This is a genomic window from Mesorhizobium loti (assembly GCF_013170705.1).
GTDB classification, from domain to species: Bacteria; Pseudomonadota; Alphaproteobacteria; order Rhizobiales; family Rhizobiaceae; genus Mesorhizobium; species Mesorhizobium loti_D.
In genome coordinates this window covers 563,391-577,601 of the sequence record NZ_CP033334.1, presented here as the reverse complement: position 1 = coordinate 577,601, position 14,211 = coordinate 563,391, and the positions used below count along the sequence as shown (strand labels likewise).

General features: G+C 64.7%; 12 protein-coding genes. 11 read left to right on the top strand and 1 reads right to left on the bottom strand.

The window, feature by feature from the left end; all coding sequences use genetic code 11:
- Positions 1 to 4: 4 nt before the first annotated feature.
- On the bottom strand, positions 5 to 799 hold the full coding sequence (locus tag EB815_RS02635) for an SDR family NAD(P)-dependent oxidoreductase (protein WP_065005421.1): 795 nt from the start codon (positions 797 to 799) through the stop codon (positions 5 to 7).
- A gap of 116 nt (positions 800 to 915) precedes the next feature.
- On the opposite strand from EB815_RS02635, the gene EB815_RS02630 reads away from it, so the two are divergent.
- From EB815_RS02630 to EB815_RS02580, 11 genes are all read left to right on the top strand, one after another.
- Positions 916 to 2,136, top strand: coding sequence for a mandelate racemase/muconate lactonizing enzyme family protein (locus EB815_RS02630; RefSeq protein WP_056570287.1), 1,221 nt, complete (start codon positions 916 to 918; stop codon positions 2,134 to 2,136).
- A gap of 138 nt (positions 2,137 to 2,274) precedes the next feature.
- A complete protein-coding gene (locus EB815_RS02625) occupies positions 2,275 to 4,668 on the top strand; it encodes a thiamine pyrophosphate-dependent enzyme (RefSeq protein ID WP_244494014.1) in 2,394 nt (797 codons plus the stop codon).
- Positions 4,669 to 4,702: 34 nt separating this feature from the next.
- Positions 4,703 to 5,713, top strand: a complete 1,011-nt coding sequence (locus EB815_RS02620; RefSeq protein WP_056568756.1) for a C-terminal binding protein — start codon at positions 4,703 to 4,705, stop codon at positions 5,711 to 5,713.
- Positions 5,710 to 6,438: an E3 binding domain-containing protein gene (locus EB815_RS02615; RefSeq protein WP_056568761.1), complete on the top strand. Its 729-nt coding sequence runs from the start codon at positions 5,710 to 5,712 to the stop codon at positions 6,436 to 6,438. Before EB815_RS02620 ends, EB815_RS02615 begins: the two co-directional genes overlap by 4 nt.
- 82 nt (positions 6,439 to 6,520) lie before the next feature.
- Complete coding sequence (locus tag EB815_RS02610; RefSeq protein WP_056568764.1) at positions 6,521 to 7,291, top strand: GntR family transcriptional regulator; 771 nt, start codon at positions 6,521 to 6,523, stop codon at positions 7,289 to 7,291.
- 262 nt (positions 7,292 to 7,553) lie between these two features.
- On the top strand, positions 7,554 to 8,618 hold the full coding sequence (locus EB815_RS02605) for a substrate-binding domain-containing protein (RefSeq protein WP_056570290.1): 1,065 nt from the start codon (positions 7,554 to 7,556) through the stop codon (positions 8,616 to 8,618).
- 66 nt (positions 8,619 to 8,684) lie between these two features.
- Positions 8,685 to 9,752 carry a substrate-binding domain-containing protein gene (locus EB815_RS02600; RefSeq protein ID WP_056568768.1) on the top strand — a complete coding sequence of 356 codons (1,068 nt, stop codon included), beginning with the start codon at positions 8,685 to 8,687 and terminating at the stop codon, positions 9,750 to 9,752.
- Between the two features lie 68 nt (positions 9,753 to 9,820).
- Positions 9,821 to 11,323 (top strand): sugar ABC transporter ATP-binding protein, encoded by a 1,503-nt coding sequence (locus tag EB815_RS02595; protein ID WP_065005534.1) that lies wholly within the window; start codon positions 9,821 to 9,823, stop codon positions 11,321 to 11,323.
- A gap of 3 nt (positions 11,324 to 11,326) precedes the next feature.
- Entirely contained in the window at positions 11,327 to 12,355 is a 1,029-nt protein-coding gene (locus EB815_RS02590) for an ABC transporter permease (RefSeq protein ID WP_056568775.1), read from the top strand.
- Entirely contained in the window at positions 12,352 to 13,320 is a 969-nt protein-coding gene (locus EB815_RS02585) for an ABC transporter permease (RefSeq protein WP_056568778.1), read from the top strand. Before EB815_RS02590 ends, EB815_RS02585 begins: the two co-directional genes overlap by 4 nt.
- 2 nt (positions 13,321 to 13,322) lie before the next feature.
- Complete coding sequence (locus tag EB815_RS02580; RefSeq protein WP_056568783.1) at positions 13,323 to 14,204, top strand: SMP-30/gluconolactonase/LRE family protein; 882 nt, start codon at positions 13,323 to 13,325, stop codon at positions 14,202 to 14,204.
- Positions 14,205 to 14,211 lie beyond the last annotated feature (7 nt).

Genomic DNA, 14,211 nt, shown 5'->3' with positions numbered 1-14,211 from the left:
GTGATCAGTCCTTGTCGAGCCCGCCCGACATGTTGAGCCGCTCGGCGGTCATGTATCGGGGTGCATCGAGGCAGAGCCAGACGACGGCCTCAGCGACCTCTGAGATCTCGGCGCGGCGGCCGAGCGGAATGCGGCGGGTGCGCTCGTCGAGGAAGGCCTGCAGGTCGTCGCGGCCATTGGCGCGGGCGAGATCGACCTCGGTCGAGCGCTGCATCTCGGTGTCCATCATGCCCGGCGCCAGGCTGTTCACCAGCACGCCATAGGGCGCCAGCGCCACGGCCGCGGCCCGGGTGATGGAATCGACGCCGGCCTTGCTCGCCGTGTAGGCCGTGTAATCGGGCAGCGCCATGCGCGAGCCCGGCGAGGTGATGTTGATGATGCGCCCCGAACGCTGCTCGCGCATCACCCGCCCCGCCGCCTTGCAGGCCATGGCGAGTGCCGTGACGTTGAGGGCCAGCGTGCGCGTCCAGGCCTTGTAGGTGGCATCGAGGAACGGCTCGATCACGCCATAGCCGGCATTGTTGACGAGGATGTCGATGCCGCCCCAGCGCGCGACCACTTTTTCGACCGCCGCTTCCGGTGCGCCCTCACTGGTGAAATCGCTGACAATGCTTTCGCTTTCCGAGCCTGTTTCGCCGATCCGCCCGATGGTCTCGGCCAGTCCCTCGCCATTGATGTCGGTGACCGCGACCACACAGTTTCGCCGGGCCAACTGGATCGCCACCTCGCGGCCGAGGCCGCCCGCGGCACCGGTGACCAGTGCTCTGCGCCGCGCCGTGTCTTGATCTTTGGCAGGCAAGCGAACGCCCTCCCGTGGCCATCTTGACGGGATTGATACCGGTACCATAAATGGCTGTCAACGGCGATGTGTTATTGTCCCGTCGACCGCATGGTCCGCCGCAGTGGGAGGAAAAGATGAAAGTCGTCGCGCTCGAAACGCTGCAGCTGGCCGAGTTTCCATTCCTGTTCTGGCTGCGCGTCCACACCGATGCCGGTCTCATCGGCACCGGAGAGACCTTCTGGGCGCCGGGGCCCGTCGCGTCCTACATCCACGACAATGTTGCATCCTATCTGTTGGGGAAGGATCCGCGCGACATCGAACTGCACGACCGCACGCTCGGCGGCGTCTATGTCGGCGCACGGGATTCCGGCGCCGAGGTGCGCGGCAATTCCGCCGTCAACATTGCGCTCTGGGACATTTATGGCCAGGCGCTTGGCGAACCGGTCTGGCGGCTGCTTGGCGGCCGCACTCACAAGACCGTGCCGATCTACAACACTTGCGCCGGCTACAAACATGTCCGCGCCACGAAGAAGAACGCCCTGTTCGAGCGCGGCGAGGACTGGTCGCTGAAGGCGGGCGATTCGAACGAGGGCCCGTACGAGGACCTGCTCGCCTGGCGCTACAATGCCGGCGATCTCGCCAGGAGCCTGAAATCCGAAGGCATTGGCGCGATGAAGATCTGGCCGTTCGACATTGCGGCGGAGGCGTCGAACGGCACCCGAATCTCGCTCGCCGATCTCGACAAGGCGCTGGAGCCGTTCCAGAAGATCCGCGACGCTGTCGGTCGCGACATGGAAATCATGGTCGAGCTGCACGGGCTGTGGACCTTGCCGCCCGTGCTGCGCATCGCGGAGGCGCTGAAAGCCTATGACGTCGCCTGGCTGGAGGAACCGATCCGCTACAACGAGCTCGACGCCATGGCCGAGCTTGCCCGCCACACCTCGATCCCCATTGCCGCCAGCGAGCGGCTCGCCTCGCGGCAGATGTTCAGGCAGCTGATCGACAAGCGCGCGGCCAGCGTGATCATGATCGACCTCGCCTGGTGCGGCGGCCTCTCCGAAGCGCGCAAGATCGCCAACATGGCCGAAGCCAGCGAACTGCCTGTCACCTTGCACGATTGCACCGGGCCGATCGTCTATGCCGCCAGCTGCGCGCTGTCGGCCACCTTGCCGAACGTCAATTACCAGGAGGCGGTGCGCGCCTACTTCACCGGCTGGTACACCGAAATCGTCGCCGACATTCCGCCGGTCGAGCGCGGCCATGTCGTGCCGCTCGATGGGCCCGGGCTCGGTCTCGGCCTGCGCCCGGAGCTGTTCCAGCGCCCGGACGCCACGGTGCGCATGACAAGAATCTAACGCTCCACGCGGCTCTGCTTGGAGCCAGTAGACATTATGCTATTATAATCTATGATGCACCGAAGTGGGCGGCGAACAAGCCCGCCGCCGGCGCTCCGCCGCCCGGCGTCAGATGGATTCAGGGAGGCTTTGGTGGCAATGTCTGCGGCGCGCGCACGCGAGGAGTCGAGGGGTGCGCCAAACCTCCCCGACCGGAAGATCCTGCTCGATCTGTTCGAACGCATGGTGCTGTTGCGCCGTTTCGAAAGCATCGCCCAGATCGCTTGCCGCAAAGGCGAAACACCCGGCTTCCTGCATCTCTACATCGGCGAAGAGGCGACCGGCGTCGGCGTCTGCGCCCACCTCAGGCCAACCGACTGGGTCACATCGACCCATCGCGGCCATGGTCATGCCCTGGCTAAGGGCGCCGATCCCGGCCGCGTCATGGCCGAACTGTTCGGCAAGGCCGACGGTATTTGCGGTGGCCGCGGCGGCACAATGCACCTCTACGACCGTTCGGTCGGCCTGTTCGGCACCAACGGCATCGTCGCCGCCGGCATCGGCCATGCCGTTGGCATCGGCATGAGCGCTCGCCAGCAAGGCCGCGACGATATCGGCGTCGCCTTCTTCGGCGACGGCGCCGCCAACCATGGCGGCTTCCACGAGGCGCTCAATTTTGCCGCCGTGCAGCGGGCGCCGGCTGTCTTCATCTGCGAGAACAATCTCTACGCCACCGCGACGCCCCTCAACTCCATCACGCTCAATCCCGAGATCGCCACCAAGGCCGCTTCCTATGGCATGCCCGGCGTGGCTGTCGACGGCAACGATGTCTTCGCCGTCTGGCTGGCGATGAAGGAGGCCACCGAGCGCGCCCGTTCCGGCAAGGGTCCGACGCTGATCGAGGCCAAGACCTACCGCACCGTCGGCCATCACGAAGGCGATCCGGTCATCGGCACGTATCGCACGCAAGAGGAGCTCGACGCCTGGATCAAGCGCGATCCGATCGACATGTTCCGCAAGAAACTGGTCGAGGACTACGGCATCGCCGATGCCGAGGCACTGGCCGCCATCGAAGCGCGGATCGAGAAGGTGGTCGAAGAAGCGCTGAACTTCGCCCGCAACTCGCCCGAGCCTGATCCGGCGACGGTGCGCCTGCATGTCTTCGCCGATCCGATCAACCCACCCGCCGCCTTGGCTTGGCGCGCCGTCGGCGAGACCCGCACGCAAGGTTGGCTGGAAGCGGTGCGCGACGGCATTGCCGAGGAGATGCGCGCCAATCCGGCGATCCTCTATTTCGGCGAGGGCACCGGCGAGCGTGGCGGCAGTTTTGCCCACACCAAAAACCTCTGGCAGGAATTCGGCGCCGATCGCATGGTCGACACGCCGATCTCCGAACAGGGTTTCACCGCCGCCGCCGTCGGCGCCTCGGCCACCGGCGCCCGTACCGTTTCCGACCTGATGTTCGCCGACTTTGCTTTCGAGACCGCCGGCCAGATTTTCCTGCAGGCGGCGAAGCTGCGCTACATGACCAGCGGCGTGATGAGCGCGCCGATGGTGGTGCGCGTTGGCGCGGGCGCGCTGCGCAGCTCCGGCCCGCATCACAGCGGTATCTATCATCCGGTCTTCGCGCATATGCCGGGCCTCATCGTGTGCGTGCCCTCGACACCGGCCGACGCCAAGGGTCTGATGAAGACGGCGCTCAGGGCTGGCGACCCGGTCATCATGCTGGAACCCAAGGCGCTGTTCGCCTCAAAGGGCGAGGTGCCGGTCGGCGAGCATTTTGTCCCGTTCGGCGTCGCGCGCATCGCCCGGGCCGGCACCGACATCACCATCGTTGCCGCCGGCCAGATGGTGCAACGCGCGCTCGAGGCAGCGGAAGCGCTGGCCGCTGAAGGCATCGAGGCCGAGGTGATCGACCCGCGCACGATCATGCCGCTCGACATCGACACGATCGTGGCCAGTGTCCGCAAGACCCACCGCCTGCTCATCGTCGACGAGGCCTGGGCGATGTGCGGCCTTGGCGGCGAGATCGCCCAGGCGATCAACGAGCTCGCCTTTGATGAGCTCGACGCCCCGCCGGGACGGCTGCACACCGCGCCGACCTCGCACCCCTTCGCCCCGGTGCTGGAGCGCGCCATGCTGGTGGACAGCGCCCGCATCGTCCAGGGCGCACGTGACGTCATCGCAGGCAAGCCGCCGGTTCCCGATCATTGGTACACGGTCGGCCTGAAAAGTGCTGTGCCGGCCAGATCCGCGTCTGCTCCGGTCAAGGCCGCATCGCCCGTGCCACCGACCCCGACGCCCGCTGCTCCCGACTATGGCGAACCGATAACGATGCCTTTCGGCGACCTCACCGTCAGCGAGGGCACGGTCATCAAATGGCTGAAGGCGGTTGGCGAAACGGTCAAGGAGGGCGAACTGATCGCCGAGATCGAGACCGACAAGGCCGTGGTCGAGATCGAGGCACCGATCAGCGGAACGCTCGCCGCAATCGATCAGCCGGTCGGCGCCGTGGTGCCGATGGGCGGCCGCATCGGCGGCATCAAGAAATAGACCTCTACCCAAACATGAAATCCGAAGGGCAAGCATGAAGATCCTGTGCGCCAACTGGCAAGCCGCCGACGAAGCCGAACTCGAGCGCGAGCATTATCCCGACATCGAGTTCATCCTCGCCCGCTCGACCAACGACAAGGCGGCCACGCTGGATCCGGCCATCTGCCAGACGGTCGATGCCGTCATCAACTATTCGCCTACCCACAATGTCGCCGCCGCGCCATCGGCCTTTCCCAAGGCGCGGATCGCGGTGCGCTCCGGCGTCGGCTTCGACAACATCGACACGGTAGGTTGGGGGACACGCAAGATCCCGGCCTGCAATGTGCCGGACTATGGCACGACCGAAGTCGCCGATCACGCCATCGGCCTGATGCTGGCGCTGACGCGCGGCACCTCTGCCTATGGCGCCGAGCTTGCCGGCAATGGTGCCGAAGGCTGGCATTTCTCCAAGGCGCCGCTGGTGCGCCGGCACAAGGGTGCCACCTTCGGCGTTGTCGGTCTCGGCCGCATCGGGCTTGCCACCGCGCGCCGCGCCGCCGCCTTCGACATGAAGGTGGTGTTTTACGACCCGCATCTCCTGTCCGGCGTCGACCTCTCGACCGGTTACGAGCGGGTCCATTCGCTGGTCGAACTGATGGCGGGCGCGGATGTGGTGAGCGTCCATGCGCCGCTGAGCGAGGAAACCCGCGAGCTGCTCGGCGCCGCCGCCTTCGCCGCCGCCAAGCCCGGCCTTGTCCTGGTCAACACGGCGCGCGGCCCGATCGTCGATCTCGACGCGCTGGAAGCCGCCATGCGCAAGGGTACCGTCGCCGGAGCGGGACTGGACGTCTTGCCGAACGAACCCGGCGATCTCGACCATCCGCTGCTGGCGGCATGGCGTCGCCGCGAAGCGTGGATCGCCAATCGCCTCATAGTCACTCCGCATGCCGCCTTCTACAGTCCGGCATCGATGCGCGACCTCCGGCTGAAATCGATCGAGGTGGTGCACGCCTATCTCGCCGAGGGACGGCTGACCAACTGCGTGAATTCAGAGTATCTGAAATGAACATCGCGGTGGCGCAATCCGCACGTCTGGCCGTTTCGCCCTATGCCCGCCGGCTGGCGCGCGAGCGAAGCCTGCCGCTTGAAACGCTCCGCGGCAGCGGGCCGGGCGGACGCATCCTGGCGGCTGATGTGTTGGGTTTCGTTTCGGCTGGCGCACCGGCCGCTTCGCCCGGGGTCGCCGCACCCGCGGCAGCGCCTCCAATCGCCGCGCCTCGTGTCGCTGCTTTCGCAACCTCCATTGCGCTCGGCGCCCTGCAGGACCTGCTGGCGGCGCTGAAGAATTCGGGACGTACACTCGATGTCGACGACGTGCTGCTGCGCGCCGCCGGTCGAATATTTGCCGAGATGCCGGACGCCGCCAAGATCGACGACGTATCCGTGGCGCTGGAGCTGGCAGGCCGGCAAACCGTGTTCGCCTTGGCCCCCGAAATGTCCCTGACATCTCTGCGCGCAATGCGGCTTGCAGCATTGGCCGGCACCCATGATGAGGCGGACAAACCGGCGGTGCTATCCCTGCGGCTGCTGCCCACCAGCGAGATAAGGCCGGTCGTGATGCCGCTTCTGCCTGGCCGCGCGATGCGGCTGGCCGTCTCGCTTAGCACGGCGAGCGATCATGCCGAATGCCTGCTGACGGTGGACGCGGCAAGCGTTGATGAGCCCACCGCCGCCACGTGGCTCGCGACCTTGAAATCGGCGATCGAACAGCCGCTTCGGCTCTTTGCCTGAGACGGTTGATCGTCAACAGCCTTGCCTAGCCTCCCGATAAGGAAGCTATTATAAAAGCTTCGACACAGGCGCGACGAGGCTCATGGATCATTCCGCTCCCACCATCGACAGTCTTCCCAGGCGGACACTCGGCCGCGCCAATGGGCCGCTCTACCGCCAGCTTGCCGATATATTGCGCGAACCGATCGGCAACGGCACCTTCCCGGTCGGCGGCGAACTGCCGAAGGAAGCGACCATTGCCGAGCATTTCGGCGTCAGCCTGATCACGGTTCGCCAGGCGCTGCGCGATCTCGAGGCCGACGGGCTGATCCGGAAACGCTCAGCCAAGCCGGCTGTGGTCGCGGCCCGCAATCCGTCGGTCAATCTGAGCTGGAAGTTCAAGAACTTCGCCGATATGGCGGCCTTCACCAAGGATGCGCAACTGACGGTGAAATCCTATCGCAAGGAGGTTTCGCCCGTGCTCCAGCGCCATTTCGGCATGGGCAAGGACGAGGCGGGCTACTGCCTGCGCAGCGTGCTGTCGATCGGCGAACAGCGCAAGGCGCAGATCACCACCTATTTCCCGCCCGACATCGGCGCGCGACTGAAGCGGGAAGATTTCTCCGACGTGCTGATCTTCCGTTCGGTACAGAAACATCTCGGCCTGCGACTCGACGTGGCGCATGTCACGGTGCGCGCCGAGATCGCCGACGAGGTGGTTGCCGCCGACCTCGGCATCACGCTCGGCAGCCCGGTGCTGACGGTGGAGATGCTCTACCAGTCGGCGGACCAGCGCAGCATCGAATTCTCCGTTGCCCGCCATCCCGCCGACATTTTCAGCATCACCTACGACGCGCCTAACGACCTGTCCTGAAACGTGCCGGAGGCCGTATTTTCTGCCGAGGTCGCATAGACAGGCACATAAAATTATAATAGCATGATAGCTAGGCTGAAGTGCCGGCCACGGGAGAAGTCGCAAGGGAGGAGATCTGGCGAATTCGGCTCGCGGACGCAGCCTTGGGGAAGTCCGGTCAAATTGACATTCGCAATTGGTACCGGTATCAATTTTTCATCTTCATCCGATCAAGATGGCGCAGTCCATCACCGGCTGGACGGGAAACACTGGGAGGAAGACCATGAAAATGAGGAGCTTGAGCGCCTGCTTCGTGGCGCTGGCCGGGTTCGCAGTCGCGATGGGCGCCATGCCCGGCCATACCGCAACCCAAAAGCCTTACGTCATCTATCTCTCGAACAATTTCGTCGGCAATGACTGGCGCCAGCAGATGGAGCGCGTCGCCAATGTCGCCGTCGACAAGGGGCCGTTGAAGGGCCGCGTCGACCTCAAGATCGAAAACGCCGAGAACACCGTTCAGGCGCAGATCAATTCGCTGAACAACATTATCCGCCAGAAACCAGCCGCCATCCTCATCGACGCGTCCTCGGCCGAGGCGCTCAATCCGACCATCAAGAAGGCCTGCGACGCCGGCATCATCGTCGTCAGCTTCGACCAGACCGTTTCGGCCGAATGCGCCTACAAGCTGCATTCCGATTTCGATATCATGGCCAACAACCAGGCCGAATGGATGGCCTCCATCCTCGGCGGCAAGGGCAAGGTTTTCATGGATCGCGGCCTCGCCGGCGCGCCGATCTCGGAACAGTTCGAGAAGAATTTTGGTGCCGTGCTGAAGAAGTATCCGGGCATCGAGATCGTCGGTTATTTCAACGGCAATTATGCCGCAGGGCCCGAACAGGAGGGCGTCGCCAGCCTGCTCGCCGCCCATCCGGAAGTCGACGGCATCTTTTCGCAGGGCTACGGCACCGGTGCGATCAAGGCGCTGCAGAATGCCGACCGGCCGATGGTGCCGATCGTCGCCGCCGCCTTCAACGGTACCGGCGTGACGTGCGCCCAGACCAAGGGCGCCAAATGCTGGCTGGGTGCCAATCCGCCGTCGCTGTCGGCCGAGGCGATCAAGCTCGCGGTCGACATTCTCGACACCGGCAAGAAGCCGGCCGACACCACCGTACTGTTCAACTCACCCGGCCTGACCACGGATATGGTCGATGCCAAATACGCCCCGAACTCCTCGGCGGTGAAGATCGAGCTCGGCAAGACCGTATTTCCCGATCTGGCGCCGGGACTGTCCTTGCCGGTGTCGCCGAGCTGGGTCGAGATCACGCCCAAGGAGGCTTCGGGAACCTGATTTGGTGGATGCAAGGCGCCACTTTGGGCGTCGCGATTTCGCAACGAAAAATGGGAGGAGAAAATCATGAAATCACCAAGCCGTAACATCGGCCTTGCAGCGCTTGCCGTCGCCATGATGGCTGCGGCCACACAGGCCGGCCACGCCGAGGACAAGAAGCCCTACACAATCTATCTCTCGAACAATTTCGTAGGCAATGATTGGCGCCAGCAGATGGAGCGTGTCGCCACCGTGTCGGTCAACAAGGGGCCGCTCAAGGGCCGCGTCGACCTCAAGATCGAGAATGTCGAGAACACCGTCCAGGCGCAGATCAATTCGCTGAACAACATCATCCGCCAGAAGCCGGACGCCATCCTCGTCGACGCCGGTTCGGACTCGGCCTTGAACCCGACCATCAAGAAGGCCTGCGATGCCGGCATCGTCGTCATCTCCTTCGACCAGGTGGTGACCGAGCCTTGCGCGCTCGCTGTCGCTTCCGACTGGGATCGCATCCCCTCGGTCATGGCTGAATGGATGGCCGCGCAGCTTGGCGGCAAGGGCAACATCATCCTCGACCGCGGCCTCGCCGGTGCGCCTATCTCGGCGCAGCTGCAGCAGGGCTATGAGAAGGTTCTGGCCAAATATCCCGACATCAAGGTCGTCGGCTATTACAACGGCAATTATGCCCTTGGACCGGAACAGTCCGGTGTCGCGGCCCTGCTTGCCGCCAACCCGAAGATCGACGGCATCATGACGCAAGGCTATGGCTCCGGTGCCATCCAGGCGTTGAAGGATGCCGGGCGGCCGATCGTCCCGGTCGTCGGCTTCTCCTACAATGTCGCCGCCGTCACCTGCGCGCAGACGCAAGGCGCCAAGTGCATCCTGGGTTCCAACCCGGCCTATCTCTCCTCGGAAGCGATCAAGCTCGCGGTCGACATTCTCGACACCGGCAAGAAGCCGGCCGAGCGCTCCGTCTCGGTCAAGGGAGACTTCGTCACCACCGATCCCTTCGAATCCAAGCTCTATCCGGGCACCAAGATGATCAAGATCGCGATTGGCGAAAATGCGTTCCCCGACCAGGCGCCTGGCCTGACGTTGCCGATCACGCCCGACTGGGTCGAGATCACCGCTGCGGAAGCTGCCGGTACCAAGTAACATCCCGTGACCACGACCCTGTCTCCCGGCATCGCAAGATGTCGGGAGAGCTTTTCGAAGGCGCATTCATGGACCTCGTCACCGTCAACGGCCTGTCCAAACGCTATGGCGGCATCGTCGCGCTGAGCGAGGCGACATTCAGCGCCCGCGCCGGCGAGGTGCACGCGCTGCTCGGCGAGAACGGCGCGGGCAAAAGCACCTTCATCCAGATCCTGTCGGGCGCCGTACGGCACGATGGCGGCTCGATCCTGGTCGATGGCCAGGACTATCGTCCCGCCGATCCGGATGCCGCGCAGGCACTTGGCATTGCCGCCGTCTTCCAGGAATTGTCGCTGATCCCCGATCTCAGCGTCGAGCAGAACATCTGGTTCCGCCACGAGCCAAGGACGCTGCTGCGCACGGTCAACCGCGCGGAGATGCGCCGCAAGACGTTGGCGCTGCTGGAAAAATACAATTTCCCGGCACTCCGCCCCGACCAGGAACTGCGGCGGCTGACGCTGGCCGAACGGCAGATCGTCGAGATCGCCAAGGGCCTGGCCAAGGCGCCGCGCATCCTGATCCTCGACGAGGCGACCTCGGCTTTGCCGGCGCGTGAAGCCGAATGGCTGCTGAAGCTCACCCGGCAACTGGCCGCCGAAGGCCGGCTGGTCATCTTCATCTCGCATCGCATGGCCGAGGTGCGCGCCATCGCCGACCGGCTGACCATCTTCCGCAATGGCAGCACAGTGGCCGCGCATGAAGCCAATGCCGTTTCCGACAACGAGATCGTCACCCAGATGATCGGCCGGCATCTCGACCGGCTCTATCCCGAGCGCATTGCCACCGCCACCGATCGTATTGCGCTGAAGGTCGGGAATTTCTCCAGTGGCGGGCGGCTTTCCGGAGTCGATTTCGCATTGCGTGAGGGCGAAGTTCTCGGTGTCGGTGGCTTGCAGGGCCACGGCCAGCGCGAGCTGTTCCAGGCACTGTTCGGAGCCACAAGAGCGAGCGGCGCGGTGGAGCTTTGGGGCAAGCCCGCCTCGATCGGCAGTCCACGTCAGGCGCTGACCGGCAAGGACGGCATCGCGCTGGTGCCGGAGGATCGGCGCGGGCAGGGCCTGCTCCTGACCAAGAGCGTGCGCGAAAATTTGACGCTGTCCGTGATCAGGCGCTTTACCGAGAACGGATTGCTCAGCCGGCAAAAGGAAGCCGCTCTGGTCAAGGAAATGGTCGATTTCCTGCGCATCAAGGCCGGCACGCCGGAGCAGCTAGCCGGCACCTTGTCCGGCGGCAACCAGCAGAAGGTGATCTTCGGCAAGATGCTGCTCACGCAGGCGCGCGTGCTGTTGCTCTACGATCCGACGCGCGGCGTCGATGTCGGCACCAAGGGCGAGATCTTCCAGCTGATGCGCGACCTCGCGGCCAAGGGCTACGCGATCCTGTTCCATTCCAGCGACATGCCGGAGCTCGTCCATGTCGCCGACCGCGTGCTGGTCATGCGCAACGGCCGCATCGCCGCGACGCTGGAGGGGGACCAGATTTCTGAGGAGCAGATTTTGCGCGCCGCCATGCTTGAAACCAGGGCGGCCTGAGGCATGGTGATGTCCGCGGAGCAGCCCATGGAGATGGCGCAAAGGCCAGCCGAAATCAAACCTGCCAAGCCCGGCATCGACTGGCGCGGCCGGTTGCTCGACCGCGCGCCCTTCCTTGTCGCCTGCCTGATGCTGGCCTTGATCATCGGTATCTACGGCAGCCTGCAGTCCGATGTCTTTTCGCTCGATGAGCTCAACCTCGACACGGCGGCGGCAATGACGCTGATGCTCGCGGCCACCGGCCAGACCATCGTGCTGGTGCGTGGTGGCATCGATCTGTCGATCGGCGGTATGATCAGCCTCGGCACGGTGATCGCGGCAACGCGCTTCACCGACGATCCGTCGACCACGGCACTTTGGGCACTGATCATCCTGGCGCTCGGCTTCGTCATCGGCGCGCTCAACGGCCTGCTGATCTCGCTGCTCAGGCTGCAGCCCTTCCTGGTGACGCTTGCCACCTGGTCGATCCTCAACGGCGTCGCTATGATCATCCTGCCGACAGATGGCGGCAGCGTCCCCGGCTGGTGGGTCGGCTTCGCGTCCGCACAGCTCATCGGCCTGACCAGTCCAGTCTGGATGCTGCTGGCGCTGCTCGCCTTCTGGTGGTGGTTTCGCGCCACGCGCGTCGGCATCGCCATCCAGGCGACCGGCTCCAACGAGAAATCGGCCTTCCTGTCCGGCGTCTCGATCACAAGGGTCAACCTCGTCACCTATGGGCTGTCGGGCCTGTTCGCGGCCGGCGCTGCGCTGTTCCTGGTGACGCAGACCGGCGCCGGCTCGCCGACCATCGGCAAGGACTATATCCTGCCCTCGGTGGCGGCGGCCGTCATCGGCGGCGTCAGCCTGTTTGGCGGTCGTGGCCATCTTGCCGGTACGCTGATCGGCGCCTTCGTGCTGACCCTGATCGGCAATCTGGTCTTCGTCCTGCATGTGTCGAGCTACTGGCAGCCGGTCGCGTCGGGCGTCATCCTGCTGCTCTCGGTGCTCGCCAGTTCCGTCGCCGAAAAAGCCGCGAGGAGCCGCGTCCAATGAGCGCCTTCCTTGCCCGTAACCGCCTCATCGTGCTCGCCTATGCCGGCATGGTCGTGCTGCTCCTGGTCACGGCGCTGTTTTCGCCGGGCTTCCTGTCGATCTCCAACATGCGCTCGACTGTCGTGCTTGCCGCCTTCGTCGGCATCGTCGCGCTCGGCCAGACTTTCGTCATCATCGGTGGCGGCATCGACCTGTCGGTACCCTGGGTGCTCAATTCGGCCGCCATCATCATGGCGCTGCTATGCGGCGGCCAGGACCTGCCGCTGGTCTGGGTGATGCCACTGTTGCTTGGCGGCGGCGCGTTCATCGGCTTGATAAACGGCCTCGGCGTCGCCCAGTTCGGCGTGCCGCCGATCATCATGACGCTGGCCACCAACGTCATCCTGCAAGGCCTGATCCTGGTGTTGACCGGCGGCTCGCCGACGCCCTCGGCACCATCCCTGATCCAGTTCCTCTCGGTCGGCCGCATCGGCGGCTTTCCGGTCATTGCATTGATCTGGCTGGCATTGACGCTGGTTGCAACGCTGCTGCTCTCCAAGGCGGCGTTCGGCCGTCATCTCTATGCCTTGGGCACCAGCGCCACGGTCGCGGAATTCTCCGGCGTGCCGACGGCGCGCACCACCATCCTCACCTATGTCATATCAGGCCTCACCGCCGCCTTCGCCGGCATGCTTTTGACCGGTTATTCCGGCCAGGCCTATCTCGGCATGGGTGACGCCTATCTGTTCACCTCCATAGCCGCGGTCGCCATCGGCGGCGCCTCGATCCTCGGGGGCAGCGGCCACTATCTCGGCACTGTCGCCGGCGCCATGGTGCTCACCATCCTCACCGGGCTGCTGCCAGCGCTGAACCTGTCGAGCGGCGCGCTGCTTATCGTCTACGGCGCGGTGATCCTGCTTACCGTGTCGATCGGCAGCGAAACCTTCGCCGGGCTTGGCGGCAGGCTGCGCAGAAAAGAGGGCTGACCATGGTCGAAATTTCGTGTGTCGTCGACGCCAGGGCCGAGCTCGGCGAAGGGACGCTCTGGGACCCCCAGGCCGGCGTGCTGTGGTGGATCGACATCTGGAAGAAGCTGATCCATCGCTACGATCCGTCGACCGGCAAGGACGAGACCTTCGAGACACCGGAATATCTCGGCTGCCTCGGCCTGCGCGAAAAGGGCGGCCTCGTGCTGACCATGACCGACGGTTTTCATTTCTTCGACCCTGTGACCGGCAGGTTCGAGGCGATCGTCGATCCGGAATCCCATATGCCGAAGACCCGCTTCAATGACGGCAAGCCGGACCGCCAGGGCCGCTTCTGGTCGGGCTCGATGTTCGAGGTGCCGGGCCAGCCGATCGAATTCATCGGTGCACTCTACCGGCTCGATCCAGACCTCTCCGTGCACAAGATGATCGATGGCATCGGCTGCTCCAACGGGCTTGCCTGGAGCCCGGATTCGAAGACCATGTATTTCTCCGACAGCCATGCCGGCGCGGTATGGGCCTATGATTTCGATCCCGCCACCGGCGATATCGAGAACCGCCGCACCTTCATAGACATGACGGTGACCGGCGGCGTCGCCGACGGCGCCACGGTCGACGCCGACGGCTGCTACTGGGTGACCATTCCGGTGACCAGCAAGATCTGCCGCTACGACCCCGACGGTCGGCTGATGCAGACGGTGCTGCTGCCGACCGACCTGCCGACCTGCTGCGAGTTCGGCGGCAAGGACCTCGACATCCTCTATGTCACCTCGGCCGTGCTGAAGCGTCCCGACAGCCACTTCATCGGCCAGAAGAACCCGGGCGGATTGTTCGCGCTCGACGTCGGCGTCAAGGGCCTGACACTGCCGGCCTTCAAGGGCTGACGTCCAC

Coding starts and splice junctions, on each gene's coding strand:
- EB815_RS02630 (WP_056570287.1), top strand. CDS start 916: ATGAAAGTCGTCGCGCTCGAAACGCTGCAGCTGGCCGAGTTTCCATTC.
- EB815_RS02625 (WP_244494014.1), top strand. CDS start 2,275: ATGTCTGCGGCGCGCGCACGCGAGGAGTCGAGGGGTGCGCCAAACCTC.
- EB815_RS02620 (WP_056568756.1), top strand. CDS start 4,703: ATGAAGATCCTGTGCGCCAACTGGCAAGCCGCCGACGAAGCCGAACTC.
- EB815_RS02615 (WP_056568761.1), top strand. CDS start 5,710: ATGAACATCGCGGTGGCGCAATCCGCACGTCTGGCCGTTTCGCCCTAT.
- EB815_RS02610 (WP_056568764.1), top strand. CDS start 6,521: ATGGATCATTCCGCTCCCACCATCGACAGTCTTCCCAGGCGGACACTC.
- EB815_RS02605 (WP_056570290.1), top strand. CDS start 7,554: ATGAAAATGAGGAGCTTGAGCGCCTGCTTCGTGGCGCTGGCCGGGTTC.
- EB815_RS02600 (WP_056568768.1), top strand. CDS start 8,685: ATGAAATCACCAAGCCGTAACATCGGCCTTGCAGCGCTTGCCGTCGCC.
- EB815_RS02595 (WP_065005534.1), top strand. CDS start 9,821: ATGGACCTCGTCACCGTCAACGGCCTGTCCAAACGCTATGGCGGCATC.
- EB815_RS02590 (WP_056568775.1), top strand. CDS start 11,327: ATGGTGATGTCCGCGGAGCAGCCCATGGAGATGGCGCAAAGGCCAGCC.
- EB815_RS02585 (WP_056568778.1), top strand. CDS start 12,352: ATGAGCGCCTTCCTTGCCCGTAACCGCCTCATCGTGCTCGCCTATGCC.
- EB815_RS02580 (WP_056568783.1), top strand. CDS start 13,323: ATGGTCGAAATTTCGTGTGTCGTCGACGCCAGGGCCGAGCTCGGCGAA.